The 21,321-nt window shown below is 38.5% G+C and carries 16 protein-coding genes; 11 read left to right on the top strand and 5 right to left on the bottom strand.

Annotated elements, in window-relative coordinates:
• Positions 1 to 8 precede the first annotated feature (8 nt).
• Positions 9 to 791 carry an AraC family transcriptional regulator gene (locus AC106K_RS02015; protein ID WP_482443184.1) on the top strand — a complete coding sequence of 261 codons (783 nt, stop codon included), beginning with the start codon at positions 9 to 11 and terminating at the stop codon, positions 789 to 791.
• Between the two features lie 211 nt (positions 792 to 1,002).
• Positions 1,003 to 1,461 carry an SRPBCC family protein gene (locus AC106K_RS02010; protein WP_482443183.1) on the top strand — a complete coding sequence of 153 codons (459 nt, stop codon included), beginning with the start codon at positions 1,003 to 1,005 and terminating at the stop codon, positions 1,459 to 1,461.
• Between the two features lie 605 nt (positions 1,462 to 2,066).
• On the opposite strand, the gene rplS is transcribed toward AC106K_RS02010, so the two are convergent.
• Entirely contained in the window at positions 2,067 to 2,423 is a 357-nt protein-coding gene (gene rplS / locus AC106K_RS02005; RefSeq protein WP_002980648.1) for a 50S ribosomal protein L19, read from the bottom strand.
• A 295-nt stretch (positions 2,424 to 2,718) separates the two neighbouring features.
• Here rplS and AC106K_RS02000 point away from each other — a divergent pair, with 295 nt between their 5' ends.
• The gene (locus AC106K_RS02000) at positions 2,719 to 5,463 is read left to right on the top strand and encodes a fibronectin type III domain-containing protein (protein ID WP_482443182.1); all 2,745 of its coding nucleotides are present in this window, start codon (positions 2,719 to 2,721) and stop codon (positions 5,461 to 5,463) included.
• A gap of 212 nt (positions 5,464 to 5,675) precedes the next feature.
• On the opposite strand, the gene AC106K_RS01995 is transcribed toward AC106K_RS02000, so the two are convergent.
• A complete protein-coding gene (locus tag AC106K_RS01995) occupies positions 5,676 to 7,214 on the bottom strand; it encodes a toxin-antitoxin system YwqK family antitoxin (RefSeq protein ID WP_482443181.1) in 1,539 nt (512 codons plus the stop codon).
• Between the two features lie 387 nt (positions 7,215 to 7,601).
• Between AC106K_RS01995 and AC106K_RS01990 the strand changes: the two genes are divergently transcribed.
• Positions 7,602 to 8,303: a CoA transferase subunit A gene (locus AC106K_RS01990; protein WP_482443180.1), complete on the top strand. Its 702-nt coding sequence runs from the start codon at positions 7,602 to 7,604 to the stop codon at positions 8,301 to 8,303.
• Positions 8,304 to 8,357: 54 nt separating this feature from the next.
• On the opposite strand, the gene AC106K_RS01985 is transcribed toward AC106K_RS01990, so the two are convergent.
• Complete coding sequence (locus tag AC106K_RS01985) at positions 8,358 to 10,160, bottom strand: ABC transporter ATP-binding protein (RefSeq protein ID WP_482443179.1); 1,803 nt, start codon at positions 10,158 to 10,160, stop codon at positions 8,358 to 8,360.
• A 280-nt stretch (positions 10,161 to 10,440) separates the two neighbouring features.
• Between AC106K_RS01985 and AC106K_RS01980 the strand changes: the two genes are divergently transcribed.
• Complete coding sequence (locus AC106K_RS01980; RefSeq protein WP_034695353.1) at positions 10,441 to 11,094, top strand: CoA transferase subunit B; 654 nt, start codon at positions 10,441 to 10,443, stop codon at positions 11,092 to 11,094.
• Positions 11,095 to 12,050: 956 nt separating this feature from the next.
• On the opposite strand, the gene AC106K_RS01975 is transcribed toward AC106K_RS01980, so the two are convergent.
• Positions 12,051 to 12,875, bottom strand: a complete 825-nt coding sequence (locus AC106K_RS01975) for a DUF4197 domain-containing protein (RefSeq protein ID WP_482443178.1) — start codon at positions 12,873 to 12,875, stop codon at positions 12,051 to 12,053.
• Positions 12,876 to 13,155: 280 nt separating this feature from the next.
• On the opposite strand from AC106K_RS01975, the gene AC106K_RS01970 reads away from it, so the two are divergent.
• The 6 genes from AC106K_RS01970 (at position 13,156) to AC106K_RS01945 (ending at position 19,771) form a co-directional block, all read left to right on the top strand.
• Positions 13,156 to 15,405: a beta-N-acetylhexosaminidase gene (locus AC106K_RS01970; protein WP_482443177.1), complete on the top strand. Its 2,250-nt coding sequence runs from the start codon at positions 13,156 to 13,158 to the stop codon at positions 15,403 to 15,405.
• 19 nt (positions 15,406 to 15,424) lie between these two features.
• Positions 15,425 to 16,051: a Crp/Fnr family transcriptional regulator gene (locus AC106K_RS01965; protein ID WP_482443176.1), complete on the top strand. Its 627-nt coding sequence runs from the start codon at positions 15,425 to 15,427 to the stop codon at positions 16,049 to 16,051.
• Between the two features lie 344 nt (positions 16,052 to 16,395).
• Positions 16,396 to 17,184 (top strand): sulfite exporter TauE/SafE family protein, encoded by a 789-nt coding sequence (locus tag AC106K_RS01960; protein ID WP_482443175.1) that lies wholly within the window; start codon positions 16,396 to 16,398, stop codon positions 17,182 to 17,184.
• A gap of 82 nt (positions 17,185 to 17,266) precedes the next feature.
• Entirely contained in the window at positions 17,267 to 18,682 is a 1,416-nt protein-coding gene (locus AC106K_RS01955) for an MBL fold metallo-hydrolase (RefSeq protein WP_482443174.1), read from the top strand.
• A 9-nt stretch (positions 18,683 to 18,691) separates the two neighbouring features.
• Entirely contained in the window at positions 18,692 to 19,255 is a 564-nt protein-coding gene (locus AC106K_RS01950; RefSeq protein ID WP_482443173.1) for a YeeE/YedE family protein, read from the top strand.
• A gap of 27 nt (positions 19,256 to 19,282) precedes the next feature.
• A complete protein-coding gene (locus tag AC106K_RS01945; protein WP_482443172.1) occupies positions 19,283 to 19,771 on the top strand; it encodes a DUF6691 family protein in 489 nt (162 codons plus the stop codon).
• 149 nt (positions 19,772 to 19,920) lie between these two features.
• Here the strand turns inward: AC106K_RS01945 and AC106K_RS01940 are convergent, their stop codons facing one another.
• A complete protein-coding gene (locus AC106K_RS01940) occupies positions 19,921 to 21,321 on the bottom strand; it encodes a TolC family protein (protein WP_482443171.1) in 1,401 nt (466 codons plus the stop codon).

The following is a 21,321-nucleotide window of genomic DNA, read 5'->3' as shown; positions in this document are numbered from 1 at the left end:
AATAAGACATGGCTGTATTGAAACAAGATGAAGAGTTTGATGCTGATTCTATTCATGAAAAAGTAATAGGAATTGCTTCGGATATGGTGATGCACGATTCAGGGTTTCATTTTCATCCAACGAAGGCTCAACTCTTGTATGCCCCATCAGGCTGTATGACGGTAACGACTTCTGACAGGCAGTTTGTACTGCCTCCGTTCAGGATGCTTTGGATTCCGGCTCATGAAGTCCATAGAGTCAATTTCCGGAATATGGTAGCTTACAGATCCGTTTATTTTGATAATAGATACGCTGAGAAATTGATGAGCGCCAGTCTCAGAGTTTTGCACGTAAATCCTTTATTAAAAGAAATGATTGAAAGAATCTGTTTCTGGGAATGGGCACCTATGAATCCTGCTCAGGAGAATATTCTCAAGGTGTTCTGGGATGAAATAGGAAAAGCTCCCGAAGAAAAGCTGGAACTTAAAATGCCTGTTGACAGACGTTTTAGAAGAATTGTAGAAGAGTGGACCACACGGGAATCCATGCCACCAATGCTGAAAAGGCTGGCAGAAGATACCGGAGCGGTAGAAAAAACCATCACCCGTATTTTCAAAAAAGAGACGGGGCTTTCTTATCAGGAATGGAGGCAGCAATGGCGTCTCCAGCGATCCATAGAACTTTTGGTAGAAGGAGATTCTATAGGAGAGGTCTCTCATGCTTTAGGTTTTTCTTCAGACAGTGCTTTTATTGAGTTTTTCAAAAAGCATACTGGCTCTACACCGCTGCAGTATCTTCTAAAAAACGGATAAAGCTTACAATTCCCACCAATATCACAACCGAAAGACCCAACATTCCCCTCCTCTGGAGGGGTGGCAAAAATTCAGAGAATTTTTGACGGGGTGGTTTATTGCACTTGATTTAATCCATTGTACGTCAGTATTTTTCTTGTCCTATGCAAAGTCTGTTACATAATAATTTTCATAAAATTGTAGTACCTAATAAAATAATTTTATGTAAACCATGAATACAAATAACGTAGAAAATTACACGCATTCCATTGAGGTAAAAACTACAGCAGATAAAGCGTACAAAGCACTTACGGATCAGATTTCCCTGTGGTGGACTGAAATGTTCGAAGGTTCATCTGCCAACGTGGATGATGTATTTACAATAAGATTTGGGAGCAGTATTCACAAAACAATGCGGGTGAAAGAACTGATTCCTGATTCAAAAGTAATCTGGTATGTTGAAGATTCTTTAATTGCCCTGCCGGAATTAAAAAACCAGACAGAATGGATAGGGACAACCATCGTTTGGGAAATAAAGCAGGAAGCGGAGATTACCCGGATCAAAGTGACTCATATAGGTTTGAATCCTGAGGTTGAGTGTTACGAAATATGTACCGGTGGCTGGGTGCAGTTTGTCAATAGCCTGAAGCTGTTTTTGGAAACAGGAAACGGAAGTCCGTATAAAGGGTAATGCTTTTACTTCCTGAAATAATGTAACACTATAAACCTGGAAGATTTTTAGGATCAGGTGCCAAAGCTGAGGGATAGGATTGTTTGTGTTTATGAAATTTAATTGACGCAAAGATTTTTAGCATCTTATCCCATATTCTTAAGAAAGCAAAGGATGGAATCAATGAAATTGATTCTTTCTAAGCGACTGCAATCCATGAAGCTTCTTCAGCGGTAAAGTCGCTCTTCTTTGCTCCCTAAAATAAAACATTCTAATTAACTTTCTTTGCGTTTTTTAATACTGTGTTTCATTCAACAAAATATTTTTTGAATCTGATCCGATTTTTACTTATTGTTTTTCAAAATAGAACGGATTGAGGAATATCGATTGGCTGATCATTCATCATATTAGCCCTGATAGTAACGGTTACCCCGCAGCATGGGTGGGAGAGTAAGGGGTTGAGAGTGGGAGAGAACAGGAGCGAGGAGTATGAGTGGATAGCAGGATAAAGCTCCTGAAAAATAATGATTACAATATACATGATGCAGATACTGCTCATTGCTCATAAAAAAAGAAGCTGTCTACAGATTGTAAACAGCCTCTTTTTGCATTTATTGTTGTCTGAATTATTTCTTCTTGTAAGCAGCGTCTTTAATTCTCGCTTTTTTACCTCTAAGATCTCTGAAGTAGTAGATTCTAGCTCTTCTAACTCTACCTCTTCTGTCAACCTCGATTTTTTGAAGTGCAGGCATGTTGATAGGGAATACTCTTTCTACACCTACATCACCAGACATTTTTCTGATAGTGAAAGTTTTTGTAGATCCAGTACCTCTTAGTTGGATAACTGTCCCTTTGAAGAACTGAGTTCTTGTCTTTTGTCCTTCTTTAATTTCGTAATACACAGTAATTGTATCACCTGCTTTGAATTCAGGGAATTCTTTTTTAGCAATGTACTTGTCTTGTACGTACTTTAATAAATCCATTATTAATAAAATAAAATGTTAAAGCTAAGCAACTTACACGTTTTTCGTCAGAGGTTGAATAACAGGTTGCAAATGTACAAAATACTTTTTGAATATGCCAAATAATTATTGTACTAAAAACTATAATTTTTTCATTCCGGTTTTGCTAAAAAATTAACGGTTTCTTTAAAATTCCATCAGACAGAGTTTATATGGGAAGCATACTTTTGCCCGAAATAAAAATCTGAGTAACGATTTTTTAAATTCCTGATTCACAAATTAAAACTCTATATGTCATTTTAAAAAGTAAACGATTATGAAACATTATTTCTTCTTTTTTTGTTTCGCAGTTCAGATGGCTTTTGGGCAGGCTTTGTTTCCATATCTGCAAAACCCGACCCCGAATTCTATGATCGTCAATTGGAAGACCGCTTCCGATAACGAAACCACTGTGATCTACGGAGATTCTCCAACGAATCTGAATGTAACGGTAACGGGTACCACCAATATCTTTTCTGATACAGGGTACAACAACAACTATTATTATCACACCGCAAAAATTACCAACTTACAGCCGAATACCAAGTATTATTATAAGATAAAGACGGGAGCAAACGAATCGGCGGTCTACAACTTCAGAACACTTCCGCTTCCGGGACAGGCTGTGACTGCTAATGGAAAGATCAGATTCCTGATCATGGGGGATAACCAGATCAAGGCAGAACCAAGATATGACAGTCTTACCTTAAACGCTTTTAAAAAACTGAAACAAAAGTTTGGAGCCAACACAGATCCGTCAGATAATATCGCGCTTACTTTCATGGTGGGAGACCAGGTGGATGTGGGAACACTGGATCATTATGAGAATGTTCACTTCAAAAAGAACATCAAACTGTCTCCTTATCTGCCTATTCAGACTACAGTGGGAAATCATGAAACCTACGGAACTTTAGGGATGAATTCTTATTATGCGCATTTTTACATCGATGAAATTAAATACAAAGGGATCAGTTCCGGAAATGAAAACTACTATGCTCAGCAGGCGGGTAACGTATTGTTTATCAGTTTAAGCTCTGAGCATACAGGTACAGCCCAACAGACATGGCTGTCGCAGGTACTGAATGAAGCCAATAATGATTCTACAGTAGACTGGATCATTTCCCTGAGCCACAGACCGTATCAGGCAGAACAGTATGTAGGGGATATTTCTCAATGGGTAAGAGACAATGCAGTACCGCTTCTGGTAACTTCCGATAAATATTTAATGCACGTAGGAGCTCACCACCACCTTTACCACAGAGGTCAGCTGAAAAACTCACCTACTTATCAGATTATTTCAGGAGGAACAGCCTGGGATCAGTATTGGGGGATGTCGAATGAAAAAGACTTTGATGATGTTCAGAAAACATTAACAGACTGGACGTATCAGATTGTGGAAGTAGACATACCTACCGGAAAAGTAGATATAGAATGCTATTCTATTGGTGGAGTATACAATAAAAAAGATAATGTATTGGTAGACTCTTTTCACAGGTATAAAAATCAGCCTAAACCGGCAAAACCGTCTATTACCAATACTTTTTCAGGTCCCATTACTTTACCTTTGACGCTGGACGGAAGTATCTTCTCCTCTTCAAACGGAGAACTTCTGAATACGACTCAGTTTCTGATCAGTAAAACTTCGAATTTCTCAGTAATCGAAAAAGAATTCTACCGTGATTTTGAAAACTGGTTCGGAAAAGACGGAAACGGAACACCGGATAAAACGAAAAACCTGAATGAAGGAGTAGACATTACAAAAGCAACTTTAGCAGCGAACTCTATTCCTAACGGGATTTATTACGTAAAAACCCGCTACAGAGACCGAAACCTGGAATGGAGTGACTGGAGTGATGTGAAGCAGTTCGAGATTACAGGAAGTGTGGTTTCAAACCCAACTTTTACTTTAAATAAAACGGAGTATACTCAGAATGAGCCGATCACAGCGACTTTTACAGGAGGTCCCGGAAATCAGCAGGATTGGGTAGGAATCTATAAAAAAGGACAGACTCCAGCTTCTACTACTTCGCAGGGGTATATCTATACGAACGGACAGGTAGCTGGAACAGTTACCTTCAATAATGGTCTTGCAAACAAAGGTCAGTATTTTGCCGGATTTTTTGCTAACGGTGGTTACACAGAAATCACTCCGAGAAAGAATTTTTATGTAGGGCCAAACGTTCAGCTTCAGGCTACCGCAGATACTTATCCGGTAGGCGGAACAGTGGTGATTAACTTCTCCAACGGACCCAACCTACAGAAAGACTGGATCGGAATTTATAAAATGGGACAGACCCCGGGAACTACAACGTCTATCAAATGGAACTACGTAACCACAGCATCAGGAACACTGAATTTTACAGGACTTCCGAAAGGGTATTACTATGCCCAGTATCTGTTGGAGGACGGATATAACGGAATTGGGGAGAAAGTATTCTTCAAAGTAGGGGATATTGTTACAGATCTATGGATCAACAAACCGGTGTATACACTGGGCGAAAATATCACCGCTTCATGGACAGATTCTCCAGGGATCATTAAAGACTGGCTGGGAATTTATCCTCAAAACGTTCAGACACCGGATGATAACTTCGTTTCTTACACCTATTTTGATGGGGTAACTCAGGGGACCAAAACGATTACAGGAAATGTAAACGGGGTACCAACCGCACCAGGTAATTATTATATGGTCATGTTTACCAATGATTCTTATACTGAAGTTTCAAACAGGGTACAGTTTCAGGTGACTTCACCAACATTGGGCGTTGAAGAAACAAGAAGTACGGAGAAAAATGTGATCCTATATCCGAATCCTACGAAACCGGGTGAGCCAACTTTTATTAAGAGTGATTACCCGATTGAGAAAATCGAATTGGTATCTGCATCAGGCGAACTGCTTTATGTATCAAAAAATATCAATAATCAGCGTTTCTCTTTGGTCAACGAAAATCTACCGAAAGGAGTGTATTTCGTAAAAGTGCACGGCAGAAAGCTATTTACTTTAAAACTGATCATCCAGTAATCAAGCAAACATATCCATAAAATAAAACAGGCTGTCAGCAATGACAGCCTGTTTTTATAGAAGCACAATGAGCCCACAAAATAAGAACAGTCTTATAAAAAAATATAGTTTGTGTTATTCGTGAAAAATATTCGTGTCTTTTGTGTTTTTAATACCAAAAAAACAGCTCCCAAAATGGAAACTGCTTTTCTATAGTAAATTTGATTTGATCTTTATTCAAAATCAGGCTGCAAATGCTCTTCCTGAATGATGGTTTGATTATCGCTGGTGAAGTACTCCTCTCCAGTATCTGCCAAAACTTTAGTATCCTGGATAAGCTTTCCATCCGTATTATAAACCTTTAATAAGATCCATTTTCCGTTACGCTCCAGTTCTTTGGCTCCATTGTACATTTTCAATCTGATTTTTCCGCTTTGAAGGACTCCTCCTTTTACAGACGATTTATTGGAAGGTTTTCCTTTTGCATATTGTACAATCTGTGCGGTGAAGCTGTAATCCTCATCTCCATCTTCGCTTAAAGGCTGATTGAAGGTATAAAGAATGGCTCCTTTATTATCGTAGATCGTAGCATCATAAGCGGTTTGCTTAGCATTAAGTTTCTTCTCGGATCTTAGTACATTTTCTTCAGAATAGGTTTTGCTAACGACTAAAACTCCGTTCTTATATTGCTTTTCACTCAATCCGTCGTAGGCCGTACCGTTATGAGGAAGATCATCCTTATACGTAAGTGTTGACCTTAGTTTTCCCTCCGGAGTATAATATTTGATCTCCTGAGTAGAACCGTCTTTCAGTAATATTTCCGTTGAAAGCTTTCCGTTTTCATCAAATATTTTGTTGATTGTGGCAGCTCCGTTTTTATAGACATCAATTGCGGAAATGTACTCATTGTTGTACCCAAACTGATAGTCTTCACCATCCATTGGCGTGTAAGATTCACTTTCCTTGTCATATTGGTAAACCAGATGTCCTATTTTTTTTCCGGATTCGTCATAAGTGGTCTTATAGCCGTCTTTTTTGTTTCTTTTCTGCTCCTGTAGGATTTTTCCGTTTTTAGCATATAAAACGCCCTCCTTTATACTGCCGTCACTTTTATACTTCTCCATTTTGGAAACCCTCATCGGATTGTAGTAGTATTCTACCTGAGTACTTTCAATGCCGGAGTCAGAAGTAGCACTTCCGAGATATTTCCCTTTTTCACCATAATATTTATTTTCATAACCTCCGTTCTTATTGACAATGGTTTCAGCTCTGATGCCTTTGATGTCTTCATCGTAAATAACGGTCAGAGAAGGAAGAGAATTTTCGTATTGGGTAAAAGTGTTGTAATAATACTCATTGTCCGGATCTTTATAACTAAACATTTTTCCGGAAAAACTGCCATCCTCTTTATATACCATATCTTCAGTCAGTCTGCCTTTCGTATCATAAGATTGAGAAGCGCCTACCTGCTTACCTTTAGAATAGGTCACCATACTTTGTACCTTTCCTTCAGGAGTGTACCAGGTCACTTTTCCGTCATAGACCTCGTTGTTGGGCGTTGGGTCAGAAGCAAGACCTTCCATCTGAAGCTTCCCGTCTTTATAATAATCTTTTATTAAAGTAAGTTTACCTTTAGGCGTGGTTTCACGGTAGTATTCCATATTTTCCCGGGAGGTTTTTTCCCAGTTTTCATCAAAATAAGTTTTTTCCTGTGCCCATACATTGAGGCTGAATACACATACAAACAGCGCCGATGCAAATAATTTTTTCATGTTTTTATTTGAATTTAAATGATTTAGAATAGCGGGAGATCAGAGATTAGAAACAGCATGAAAATGCAGACAGAATATAAAAATACAAAACAGCAGCTGCCGCTCCGGAATAATCTTTTACATACATCGTGTTTAAATAAATGGTCTCACAAGACTATAAAATATACAGTGTTTTTGGATTTAAAACCTCAAATATAAATCAATTTTACGAGAAATATGGAAAAAGTGAACAGATTGGTTCGTTTTTGAGGGTAAAGGGTTGATTACAATGTTTTTAAATGCTTACAAAATATGCCGTTTAAAAAAGCAGGAAATTCAGATGAGATCCGGCGGTGGGATATATGGGAAAATTTATTAAATTTAGCCAACAGAAAAATCTAATATTTCATGATAGATAAAAGAGTAAAAAATGCAAAGGAGGCCATCAACGGAATTCAAGATGGGATGACACTAATGCTTGGCGGATTCGGATTGTGCGGTATCCCTGAAAACTCAATTAATGCACTGGTAGAAAGTGATGTGAAGGATCTTACCTGTATTTCAAACAATGCGGGGGTAGATGATTTCGGATTAGGATTACTGCTTCACAAAAGACAGATCAGAAAAATGATCTCTTCTTATGTAGGAGAAAATGCGGAATTTGAGAGACAGATGCTTTCAGGAGAGCTGGAAGTGGAACTTACTCCACAAGGTACTTTAGCTGAAAAATGCAGAGCAGCTCAGGCAGGTATCCCTGCATTCTATACTCCTGCAGGCTATGGAACAGAAGTAGCAGAAGGGAAGGAGGTAAAAGAATTCAAAGGGAAACCTCATATTCTGGAGCACGCTTACGAAGCAGACTTTTCTATCGTAAAAGCCTGGAAAGGAGATCATGCCGGAAACCTTATCTTTAAAGGATCTGCAAGAAACTTCAACCATCCTATGGCTGGAGCAGGAAAAATTACTATTGCTGAAGTAGAAGAACTGGTAGAACCGGGAGAATTAGATCCTAATGAAATTCATATTCCGGGAATTATGATCCAGAGAATTTTCCAGGGAGAGAAATTTGAAAAGAGAATTGAGCAGAGAACAGTAAGAACTAAAGAATAAGTTCAAACTCTAACAATAAAAAAGCGCTGAAGGTAAATTCAGCGCTTTTGTTTTTTATGCCTGTGGAGTAAGGGTTTTTCTTTCCCCGATCTGTTGTCGCCACATAGCGTAGTATAGTCCTTTTTCGGAAATAAGATCATTGTGAGATCCTGTTTCTACCACCTGTCCACGTTCAAGAACATAAATTTTGTCTGCATGCATGATCGTACTGAGACGATGGGCAATAAGAACCGTAATCTGCTCCCGTTCTTTTGAAATGTCTTTGATGGTGGAAGTGATTTCTTCTTCAGTGATGCTGTCCAGTGCAGAGGTCGCTTCATCAAAAATCAGTAAATGAGGCTTTCTTAAAAGAGCTCTGGCAATGGCTATTCTCTGCTTTTCACCCCCACTCAGTTTTAGTCCGCCTTCTCCGATAACGGTTTCTATTCCTTTTTCAGCCCTTTCCAATAAAGCGGTACAGCTTGATTTCTGTAAAGCGATAGCCAATTCCTGTTCTGTAGCCTGAGGATTTACAAAAAGAAGATTCTCTTTGATGGTTCCTGCAAAAAGTTGCGTATCCTGAGTTACAAAACCAATCTGATTTCTTAATTCATCAAAATCAAACTCCTTTCCGTTGATACCATTGTAAAAGATATTCCCTTCCTGAGGTCGGTAAAGTCCTACAAGAAGTTTTACCAACGTACTTTTTCCGGAACCACTTGGTCCCACAAAAGCAATGGTTTCTCCGTTTTTCACATCAAAAGAGATGTTATTTAAAGCTTTATACTGTGCGGATTGATGCTTAAAAGAAACATGCTTGAATTCCAATTCTTCGATCGCTCCAATTTGCTTTGGATGAAGAGGTTTCTCTTCCACCTCTTTCTTCATTAAACGGTCAAAATTAAGAAGAGACGCTTCTGCCTCACGGTAAGAAATGATAATATTCCCGATTTCCTGCATCGGCCCGAAAATAAAAAAGCCATAAAACATAAGCGACAGGTATTGTCCGGGAGTCACAATATTTTTAAAGATTAAAAATAAAAGGGTAAGGGTGATCATCTGCTGAAGAAAATTCACCATAGTTCCCTGAATAAAGCTTAAAGAACGGATGCTTTTCACCTTTCTGAGCTCTAGTCCTAAGATCTTATACGTATTGTTGTTGAGGCGGATCACTTCCTGATTGGTCAGTCCCAAACTTTTTACAATTTCTATATTTCTTAAACTTTCAGTCGTACTTCCGGCTAAAGCAGTTGTTTCAGAAACAATATTCTTCTGGATCACCTTGATTCTCTTGCTCAATAAATTGGTGACAAAAGCAATCAGAAAGATTCCGCAGATATACACAGGCATAATCGACCAGTGCAGGCGGATGGCATACACGGAAACGAAAATAATACTCACCAGAATTCCAAAGAAAATATTAATAAAATTGCTGATGAATTTTACCGTGTCCTCTCTCACTTTCGTTAAGATCGATAAAGTTTCACCACTTCTCTGGTCCTCAAATTCCTGATAAGGCAGTGCCATCGAATGTTTTAGTCCATCTGTGAAGATTTTGGCTCCAAATTTCTGGGTAATCACACTTACAACATAATCCTGAAACGCCTTGGCAATTCTGCTCACCATTGCTGTCCCGATAAGGAGCCCTAAAAAGTAAAAAACACCATGGTAAACCGGACTTCCGTATAAATATTCATGGAGATTTCTGGGTAAAAGCTTCTCTTTATCAAAGAAATTGGGGTGTGTGACCAATTGATCCAGAATATTTCCTGTAATGGCCGGAGCAAACAAAGAAAAAACCTGGTTAATGGTAGCCAATAGCAAGGAAATAATAATCAGCCATTGGTAAGGTTTAATATATCTTAAAAGTATTTTCATTTTAGTAAATAAGGATACAAAATTAATGATATTATTTTGACTAACAGTGTTAATTATTGATGATAGTGATCTGCTGTTGAGGTAGATTTGAGGCTGAAGGCTGGAAGAAGCAATTGGCAAAGTATATAAGTAGCCTTATTTCGTTTTTAATAGGAATAGAGAGTGGTATAGTAATTTTCTGGCTAAAACTCAGCTCTAGCTTCCCTCTTCCGACTTCCAGCCTCAGAAAGCCCTTTTGTATTCGGGTGAAAATATTTAAATTGCAGTCTAAGTTTTTATTATGCTTACAAAAGAACAAATTGCCAAAAGAATTTCAAAAGAACTGAAAGATCGTTATTATGTAAACCTGGGAATCGGAATTCCTACTTTGGTTGCCAACTATGTTCCGGAAGGTATTTCCGTAGAATTCCAGAGTGAAAACGGAGTTCTGGGGATGGGACCTTTCCCTTTCGAAGGAGAAGAAGATGCAGACATCATCAATGCCGGAAAACAAACCATTACCATACTAGAAGGAGGTTCATTCTTTGATTCTGCTTTCAGTTTCGGGATGATCCGTGGCCAGAAAGTAGATCTTACGATCCTTGGTGCCATGGAGGTTTCAGAGAATGGTGATATTGCCAACTGGAAAATTCCGGGGAAAATGGTAAAAGGAATGGGAGGTGCTATGGATCTGGTGGCTTCTGCTGAAAATATCATTGTAGCGATGATGCATGTAAACAAAGCAGGAGAAAGCAAAATCCTTAAAAAATGTACCCTTCCTCTTACAGGAGTAAACTGTGTGAAAAAAGTAGTTACCGAATTAGCTGTTCTGGACGTTACCCCACAAGGGTTTAAACTGGTGGAAAGAGCACCGGGAGTTTCAGTAGAAGACATTATCAAAGCTACAGAAGCAGATCTGATCATTGAAGGAGAAATTCCTGAAATGCAGTTCTAACACTCAATAAAATAGCAACCTTGTCACTGACAAGGTTTTTTTATACCTAATAAATAGCTGGTAACCCCAAAAGTCATCATAAAACCACCCCGTCAAAAATTCTTTGAATTTTCGCCACCCCTCCAAAGGAGGGGAATGTGAGCACATTCAATTGTATTAGCAGTGAATACTTGTAAAGTGACATCGGAAATCCGATCAACAAATATAGAATTCGCACAAGTTTAGAATTTTTAGAGAACAGGAATTATTTTTAGCGTAGATTTCCAGGTCTTGAATTTTTGTTTCTTTTGTTTCAAGACAAAAGAAAATAGTAAAATAAAGAAAACAGTTTCCTTTCGTGTTTACAATTCTGAAAATTAATATTTTGAAATATATTTCTATTAACGGCTACGAAAAGTGACATCGGAAATCGAAGCGTTAAGAAAATAATTTCTGTGAACGTTAAAAAAATTCTATTGTCCGAAGTGCGAGACCCATTCAGAACTGATCAACAAATATAGAATTCGCACAAGTTTAGAATTTTTAGAGAACAGGAATTATTTTTAGCGTAGATTTCCAGGTCTTGAACTTTTGTTTCTTTTGTTTCAAGACAAAAGAAAATAGTAAAATAAAGAAACAGTTTTTTTTGGTGTTTACAATTCTGAAAATTAATATCATGAAATATCTTTCTATTAACGGCTACGAAAAGTGACATCGGAAATCGTAGCGTTAAAAAAATAAATTCTGTGAACGTTAAGAAAATTCTATTGTCCGAAGTGCGAGACCCATTCAGAACTGATCAACAAATATAGAATTCGCACAAGTTTAGAATTTTTAGAGAACAGGAATTATTTTTAGCGTAGATTTCCAGGTCTTGAATTTTTGTTTCAAGACAAAAGAAAATAATATAATAAAAAAGACTGTTTCACAATGAAACAGTCTTTTTATAGGTAACAGTTAGTTTACCAACTAACTTATTATTTATTATCCTGCGCTCCAAAAACCTTCTGCAAAATACTCGTAGTCCTCATAGCCGGAGTATTTCTGATACCACTTTCTTTATCTGCTACCATTTTGAAAACACCATTGATGGTTTCTGTTGTTACATACTCATTAAGGTCAGTCGTTACAGCTTGTCCGGTGAAAGTATTATATTTTGAGATCAGGTTCTTCCATACCGTATCAGCACCTACTTTTCCTAATGAAGCCTTCACTTTTGGCTGGAAAGCACTGAAAAGCTGGCTTTGAGTTTTAGTCTGTAGGTAGTTGGTGGCTGCATTATCACTGCTTAGCAGGATATTTTTAGCATCTGTAATGGTCATGGAAGTGATCGCTTTGGTGAAAATAGGGGCTGCTTCTGTTACTGCGTCTTCAGCAGCTCTGTTTAAGAGTTTTACTCCTTCATCTGCAAGGCTTCCCATTCCGATAGAACGTAGCGTGGTATCAATCTTTCTTAGCTTTTCAGGCATTAGGATCTTCACCGCTTCATTTCTGAAAAAACCATCTGTAACCGCCAGTTTTTTAATACCATCTGTAACACCGATATTCAAAGCTTCTTTCAATCCGGAAGAAATCTGAGTTGAGGTAAGATTTCCCAGATTCGCATTCGAAGAGGAAGTATTGTTTTTTATTGGTGTAGTGGTTGTTGTATTGGTGGAAGTTGTTGTACCCGTATTTTTAACAGGAGTATTCAAATCTACACCCGTTTTATCTTTCACAGTAGATTTAATAATATCAAGAATTTGTGCTTGCGTAGAGATGGAGAAGAATAGCCCGGCTGCCAGAAAAATGCTTTTTTTCATCGGATTTTTTTTACAAATTTAAACGTTTTATCTTTTTAAGTGATCAATACTGATCAAAAAACAAACCATAGTTTTAAAATGAATATAGATTTACTTCGAGAGAATTGTAGGGCGATCTTAAATACTACGCTCTTAAAAACTTAGTGTTTATAATAAACTACTTTATCGTATCATATGAATTGGAAAAATAAGAATTTGAAAGCTTTTACGACTTTATGCCTAAAAAAAATCAAAGAACTTTGAAAAATAATTATCTTAGCTGAAACCTTAATTCCATTCCATGATACGGACTTTTTTAGCATTTTTCATGTTAGTTTCCACCCTAATTTTTGCTCAGAATAAATTGAACCTGATTCCTTATCCACAAAATGTGCAGATCAATAATGGAAATTTTGTTATTTCCGACATCTTGGTTATAAGCGATGATCTGCCTAAAAATGAAACGGAATATTTTAAGAAACGATTCAATTCAGAAATAAAGATTAAGACGTCAAAGAAAGCCGATGCTCAACTGATTTATTCGCAATTGCCAAAAGCTCCGGTAGGAAAAGAAGAATTTTATACCCTCGATATTTCACCTAAGCAGATTCACATTCAGTCGTACACCAAACAAGGCTATTTCCTTGCGCTTCAGACATTGATTCAGTTATTTGAAAATTATAAAACGGAAAAGAAAATTCCGGCATTAAAAATTGAGGATCAGCCAAAATTTGCATGGCGTGGGATGCACCTTGATGTTTGTCGTCATTTTTTCACGGTAGAGGAGGTGAAGCAATATATCGATTATCTGGCGATGTATAAACTGAATACATTCCATTGGCATCTTACAGACGATCAGGGATGGAGAATTGAAATAAAAAAATATCCGAAGCTTACACAGATCGGTTCAAAACGTAAAGAATCGATGATTGGGGCTTACGTGGATAATACTTACGATGGGAAACCTTACGGACCTTACTTCTATACTCAGGAACAGATAAAGGAGGTGATAAAATATGCTCAGGAAAGACATATTACTGTTGTTCCGGAAATCGAAATGCCTGGGCATGCTTTGGCTGCATTGTCGGCTTATCCTGAACTGGCCTGTACAAAAGGACCTTTTGAATCTGCTACAAAATGGGGTGTTTTTGATGATGTTTTTTGCCCGAAAGATGAAACATTTACCTTCCTGGAGAACGTTCTGGATGAAGTAATAAAACTGTTTCCATCCCAATACATCCATATCGGTGGCGATGAATGTCCGAAAACCAGATGGAAAGAATGTGCACATTGCCAGGAACTGATTAAGAAAAATAATTTAAAGGATGAACACGGCCTGCAAAGCTATTTTATCCAGAGAATTGAAAAATATGTAAACAGCAAAGGAAGAAAAATTATTGGTTGGGATGAAATTCTGGAAGGCGGGCTGGCACCGAATGCCGCTGTAATGAGCTGGACAGGAGTAAACGGAGGTATTGAAGCCGCAAAATCAAAACACTTTGCAGTAATGACACCGGGGGCATATTGCTATTTTGACCATTATCAGGGAGATCCACAATCAGAACCGAATGCTTTCGGAGGTTTCACGCCGCTGGATAAAGTCTATTCGTATAATCCTATTCCTTCCGAACTGAACGCAGAACAGGCAAAATACATTCTGGGAGTACAGGCGAACCTGTGGACTGAATATATCCTGGATTTTAAGCAGGTACAATACATGATCTTCCCAAGGTTGATGGCGCTTTCCGAAGTAGGATGGGGAACATCCGATCCTAAGAATTATAAAGAATTTGAAAACAGGGTGATCAACCAGTTCAAAGTTCTGGATAAAATGAATGTGAACTATGCTAAAAGTATTTACAATATCTCCGGAAAAGTAATTCCTGCGAATAAGGGGATTGCCTATGAACTTTCTACTTCACAAAACTCAAACGGAATCCGATATACATTAGATGGAACGGTTCCTACCATAAACTCTGAAACATACCAAGGCCCGGTTTCCATTCCAAATTCTTTAACGATTAAGTCTGCCTATTTTGAAGATGGAAAACTGAAAAGCGCCGTTTCTACTCAGGAATTTACCGTTTCAAAAACTACAGGAAAAAGCATTACACTGGAACAACAGCCAGGTGAAAACTATTCTTTTGGTGGTGCTTTCACGCTGGTAGATGGTATTATCGGAAATGTAAAGCAGCTGGGCAAAACATGGCTTGGCTTTCAGGGAAAAGACGTTGTGGCAACTATAGATTTTGGACAGAGAACAGGGTTTTCAGAAATTTATTTCAATACACTCGAAAATAAAGGAAGCTGGATCCACCTTGCAAAATCAGCAAAGATCTATATTGCTGATGATCTTAAAAACTTTAAACTGATCAAAGAAATCGGAAAAGAAGACATTCAGAATGCCAAAGGAAAGATCAGACTGAATGTGGGGGCTCAGAATGCAAAATACCTAAAAGTTGTCATTGAAAATGCAGGCATTATTCCGGCAGGAAATCCGGGGGCAGATTCAAAAGCATGGCTGTTCGTTGATGAAATTGGCGTAAATTAGCCCTACAGAATTTTACAGCATGCAGGATACCATTCTTTCTTCAGAATTTGCTTCGTCGCCGGACCTTGTAGAAAAGCTATACCAGAACGGGATAACGAAAAAATACAGTGAAGGAGATATTATTTTGGATGAAAACAGCTCTATCCGCTCCATTCCTATTGTGATGAAAGGGATGATCAAAGTGATCAGAACAGAAGAAGACGGCAGAGAAATTCTGCTGTACTACATCAAAGCAGGAGAAAGCTGCATCATGTCTTTCCTGGGCGGAATGCATAATGAAAAAAGTATTGTGAAAGCTGAGGTAGAGGAAGATGCTGAAATTCTTTTCCTTCCGGTAGATAAAGTGTCTTTATTTATCAAAGAACATCCGGAATGGCTGGATTATATCTTCAGGCTTTATCATAAACGTTTTGAAGAACTCCTGGATATTATCAATGCCATCGCATTCAAAAAGATGGATGAAAGGTTGCTGAACCTCCTTCATAAAAAGTCAGAACTCACTCATTCCAATATCATCAATACCACTCATGAACAGCTTGCCAACGAGCTGGGAACCGCCAGGGTAGTGGTATCCAGACTTCTCAAGCAACTTGAAGAAGAAGGAAGCGTGCAGCTCGGCAGAAACAAGATCACCCTTAACCTCTAGGTCAATCAAAGGCACTCATATTCCCCTCCTCTGGAGGGGTGGCAAAAATTCAAAGAATTTTTGACGGGGTGGTTTACCCCCAACCACAAAAGTCACAAAAAAATCATAACACTCAAGTAAAATGTAAGTTATCATGCATCCTGTTGAAAAGAACACTTAAGTATTATGAAAATCAGAGATTTTCATCTAAAGTGAACTTACTTATACAGTCGCAGCATAAACTTTCTAAAGTGAACTAAAGTGTTAGAAAAAAAGGGGTCTAAAAAATCTCTTATGTAACAAAAGTAGCTGTACCCCTTCCAGAACAATCCCATTTTTGCACCATAATTATAGAGATCATAAAAATGGAAATTATAGGCTATGCAGCATCAGTTTTAATAGGAATTTCTCTGGGATTAATCGGTGGTGGCGGAAGTATTCTCACCGTTCCGGTATTGGTGTATTTGTTTGGGATGGATGCTTTTCTTGCTACAGAATATTCACTCTTCATTGTGGGGATCAGCAGCCTGGTCGGCTCCGTTTCTTATTTCAAAAAAGGATTGGTCAATGGTAAAATGGCGGTAGTATTCGGGCTGCCTTCTGTTATTTCAATTTTCCTGACCAGAACGTATTTGCTGCCGTTAATTCCGGATGTGCTGATCGTTGTAAAAGGCTTTACAGTAACTAAAAATATTTTTCTACTGCTGATTTTTGCCGGTCTGATGGTTCTTGCTTCCTATAAAATGATTCGCAATACAACGGTAGCTGAGAATAGTTCTGGGGAAGGAAATGTGTTTCTGGCAGCTGGCCAGGGGACGGTTGTAGGATTTTTGACAGGCCTGGTAGGAGCAGGAGGTGGTTTTATGATCATTCCGGCATTGGTCAATCTTTTGAAAACTCCAATGAAAACAGCAATAGGAACTTCTTTGGCTATTATTTCCCTGAATTCTCTGATCGGTTTCCTTTCATCGATGAACAGTACCAAAATAGAATGGGATGTATTGATGTCCATAGCTGGTATTGCCGTTATTGGAATTATCATCGGCGCCCAATTATCAAAGAAAATAGATGGTAAAAAACTGAAACCGGCATTCGGGTGGTTTATTTTAGTGATGGGAATTTATATTATGACTAAAGAAACCCATATATTTTAAACCCTTATGTAACAAAAGTAGCTGTAGGGGAAAACAGAAAGAGGGAGATTTGTATATCATTTCAATAGTAAAAATAAGTACAATGAAAATAGAACAGATTTATACAGGATGTTTAGCTCAGGGGGCTTATTATATCACTTCAGCCGGAGAAGCGGTGATCATTGATCCTTTAAGGGAAACACAACCTTATATCGACAGATTGAAAGAAGATGGAACAACATTAAAATACATTTTTGAAACCCATTTTCACGCTGATTTTGTCAGTGGACACCTTGATTTAAGCCAAAAAACTCAGGCTCCGATTGTTTACGGACCTACAGCTAGTCCGGAATTTGAAGCCATTATCGCAAACGACAACCAGATATTTGAAGTCGGAAATATTAAAATAAAGGTTCTTCATACACCGGGACATACATTGGAAAGCTCTTGCTATCTGTTGATCGACGAAGATGGTTTTGAAACAGCACTTTTCAGTGGGGATACTTTGTTTCTTGGAGATGTGGGCCGACCGGATCTTGCCCAGAAAGGAACAGATATGACTCAGGAAGAACTTGCAGGTTTACTGTATGAAAGCCTGTATAATAAGATTTTACCTTTACATGATGACATTACCGTATATCCTGCACATGGAGCCGGTTCTGCCTGTGGTAAAAATATGCAGAAAGAAACAGTAGATACTCTTGGAAATCAGAAGAAAACGAATTATGCCCTTAATCAAAAAAGTAAGGAAAGTTTCATCAAAGAAGTGACAGACGGACTTTTACCTCCGCCTGCTTATTTCGGAATGAATGTGATGATGAATAAACGGGGATATAATAGCTTTGATGAAGTATTGTCACAGGGATTACATGCTCTTGTTCCACAACAGTTTGAGGAAATAGCGGAAGCATCGGGCGCTTTGATTCTGGATGTAAGAAACAACCGTACCTTTGCGAAAGGTTTTATCCCTCAGTCAGTCAATATAGGGTTGGATGGTGACTTTGCTCCTTGGGTAGGTGCTTTAATTGCTGATGTGAATCAACCTATTTTACTGGTAACGGAAAAAGGAGATGAAGAAGAGGCCGTAACAAGACTGAGCAGGGTAGGCTTTGACCATATTTTAGGATTTCTGGAAGGCGGTTTTGAAGCCTGGATAAAAGAAGGAAAAGAAACAGATTCTGTACACCGTATTTCTGCAGAACAGTTTGAAAAAGAAATCGCTGGGAAAGAATCTAAAATCATTGATATAAGAAGAGAAAGTGAATACCATGCAGAACATATTCACGAGGCGTATAGCAAACCGCTGGCCTATATCAACGAATGGATTCGTACTCTGGAAACTCAGGAGCATTTTTATATGCATTGTGGAAGTGGCTACAGAAGTACAATGGCGGCAAGTATTCTTCAGGCGAGAGGTTACAGGAACTTTTCTGAGATTGAAGGCGGATTCAAAGCGATTGCTTCTACAGCGATTCCTAAAAGTGATTTTGTATGTCAGACTAAAATTTTAAATCAATAAAACGAATATATGTTGGAGATCATAAAAGAACCGTGGCCATGGTATATTGCAGGCCCTTTGATAGGACTTACCGTTCCTGCATTGCTGATCATGGGAAACAAATCCTTTGGAATCAGTTCCTCATTAAGGCACATCTGTGCAGCCTGTGTACCGGCAAATGTGAATTTTTTCAAATACGACTGGAAGAAAGAAGCCTGGAACCTGTTTTTCGTACTGGGAATTTTCTTTGGCGGAATGATTGCTGCCCATTTTCTGCTCAATCCTGCAGAGATCAATGTTAATCCCACTCTGAAAACCGAATTGGCAGGCTACGGAATAACAGACTACAGCAATCTTGTACCGATGCAGCTGATGAACTTTGAAAGTGTCTTTACACTGCGAGGATTTATCATGATGGTTGTGGGCGGATTTTTAGTAGGATTCGGGACGAGATATGCCGGCGGATGTACCAGCGGTCATGCAATCATGGGGCTTTCCAATCTGCAGTGGCCTTCTTTGGTAGCGACTATTTGTTTTATGATCGGCGGATTTTTAATGGCCAATCTTATTCTGCCTGTAATACTTTCCTTGTAAATGGGATTTTAAAAAAGGATTTAAATTATGATAAAAGAAAGAGAAAATAACAACTCATATATTGAGACAAATTGTATCAATGAAGTGAGTGTTGAATATAAATGGTATCACAACCTGAAGTACCTTGCAGCAGGTGTTGTATTTGGTATTATCTTCGTGAAGGCAGAAGTGATCAGCTGGTTCAGAATACAGGAAATGTTCCGTTTACAGTCTTTCCATATGTACGGAATCATCGGAAGTGCCGTATTGGTAGGGATTATTTCAGTGTGGCTGATTAAAAAGTTTAAGATCAAAACCATCTATGGTGAGCCTATTACGCTGACACCTAAAAAGTTTAATAAAGGTCAGATTTACGGTGGCTTGATCTTCGGTTTTGGCTGGGCCATTACAGGAGCCTGTCCGGGACCACTTTTTGCTCAGATCGGAACAGGAGCTTTAGCCGTATCCATCACTCTGTTGAGTGCTATTGCCGGAACCTGGGTATATGGTTACTTCAGAGATAAACTGCCCCATTAAAGAATATCATAGAATTTCCCCGAAATATTCCATTAGAGGGACTGAATATTCCCCTCCTCTGGAGGGGTGGCGAAAATTCAAAGAATTTTTGACGGGGTGGTCAAAACAAAAAGCCTGTGGATGATTTCCACAGGCTTTCGAAGTATAAATTATGAATAAATGAAATTCTCAGCGCCCAGCGCCATATACAGATTGATACGTTCTATCCTGTACTGAAGCTCAATATTGATGAGGTTCATTTCATTTCTTAGGAGATCCCTTTGCTTTCGGATAAGGACAAAGCTGTTATTAGTCCCTACTTTGATCTGCTTTTGGGTAAGATTGATGTTGTTTTTCAGTTCATTGACTGCACTAAAGTTATAGGTCAATTGCTTTTCAACGGAATGCAGATTGGCCAGAGAAGACTCTACCTCATTCAGTGCATTCAGAACGGCTTTTGAATATTCTTCGATCACCTGTTTTTGCTGTGAATTTTTTATTTCTACATTCTTTTTCAATTTTCCGTTGTTGAATATAGGGGAAACCAATCCACTGCCCACTTTTAATAAAGGATTCGAAAACAGAGAATTGATTGATTCCACATTACTGCCGGCAGTTCCCAAAGATGAACTTATGCTCAGTGAGGGAAGTCTGGCTGCTTTAGCCTCCTGTACTTCATAAAAAGATTTTTCTATCTGAAACTGGCTGGCCTGTATATCAGATCTGTTTTCCAGAAGCTGAAGTGGGAAAGACTCTGGAATCTCATTTTTTACAGGATTAAAAAAATTCTGTGTAACCAGTTTTCCCTCCGGGTATTTTCCGGTAAGCAGCTCCAGCGATCTTCTGGATTGTGCATTGGCATTTTTTACTTTTTCGAGATAACCTTCCAGAGAAATGATTTCTGCCGAGATATTAGAAATATCTAAAGCATTAGCAGTTCCTACTTTTTTCTGGAGGATATACAGCTTTTCCAGATCCTTGGATTTCTGAATATAGCTTTGAATCATCTCTTCCTGAATATTTCCTGCAATATTCAAAAAATAAGCTTTGGCAATCATCCCCGCAATAGACTGATGAAGCAACGTATTCTGATGTTTGGCAGAAAAATAATTGCTTTTGGCGGCCATTTGTGAAGATTTATTTTTACCCCAAAGATCAATTTCCCAGTTTGCTTTTAAGGCAAGACGTCGGATTTGGGCATCACTGATCAGATTGTTGGAGGTATTGGCAACGGCACTTACACTTGGATAAAGATTACTTCCGGCAATTTCCATAGCCAGTTCAACCTGGTTCAGCTTTTCTTTGACAATGATAAGATCTGCATTGTACAGCATCCCTTCATTGATTAGGGTTTCCAGCTGAGGTGTTTTAAGATCTGTGATCCAGTCGTAGGACAAAGATCTAGAATTTGCTTTTCTGTCGAATATCCAGTCATCCGGAATTTCCAGATGGGCCGCAATTTCACTTTTCTCTTTCAGCTGATCCATACTTTCTTTAGTGGGTTCTTTGTAGCCTATACATGAGCTTAAGCCTAGGGAAAGGACTCCCAATACAATTAATTTTCTGTACAT

This window comes from Chryseobacterium sp. FR048, assembly GCF_056844665.1.
Note: the sequence above shows the minus strand (reverse complement) of the source record. Positions and strands in the feature narration are given on the sequence as shown.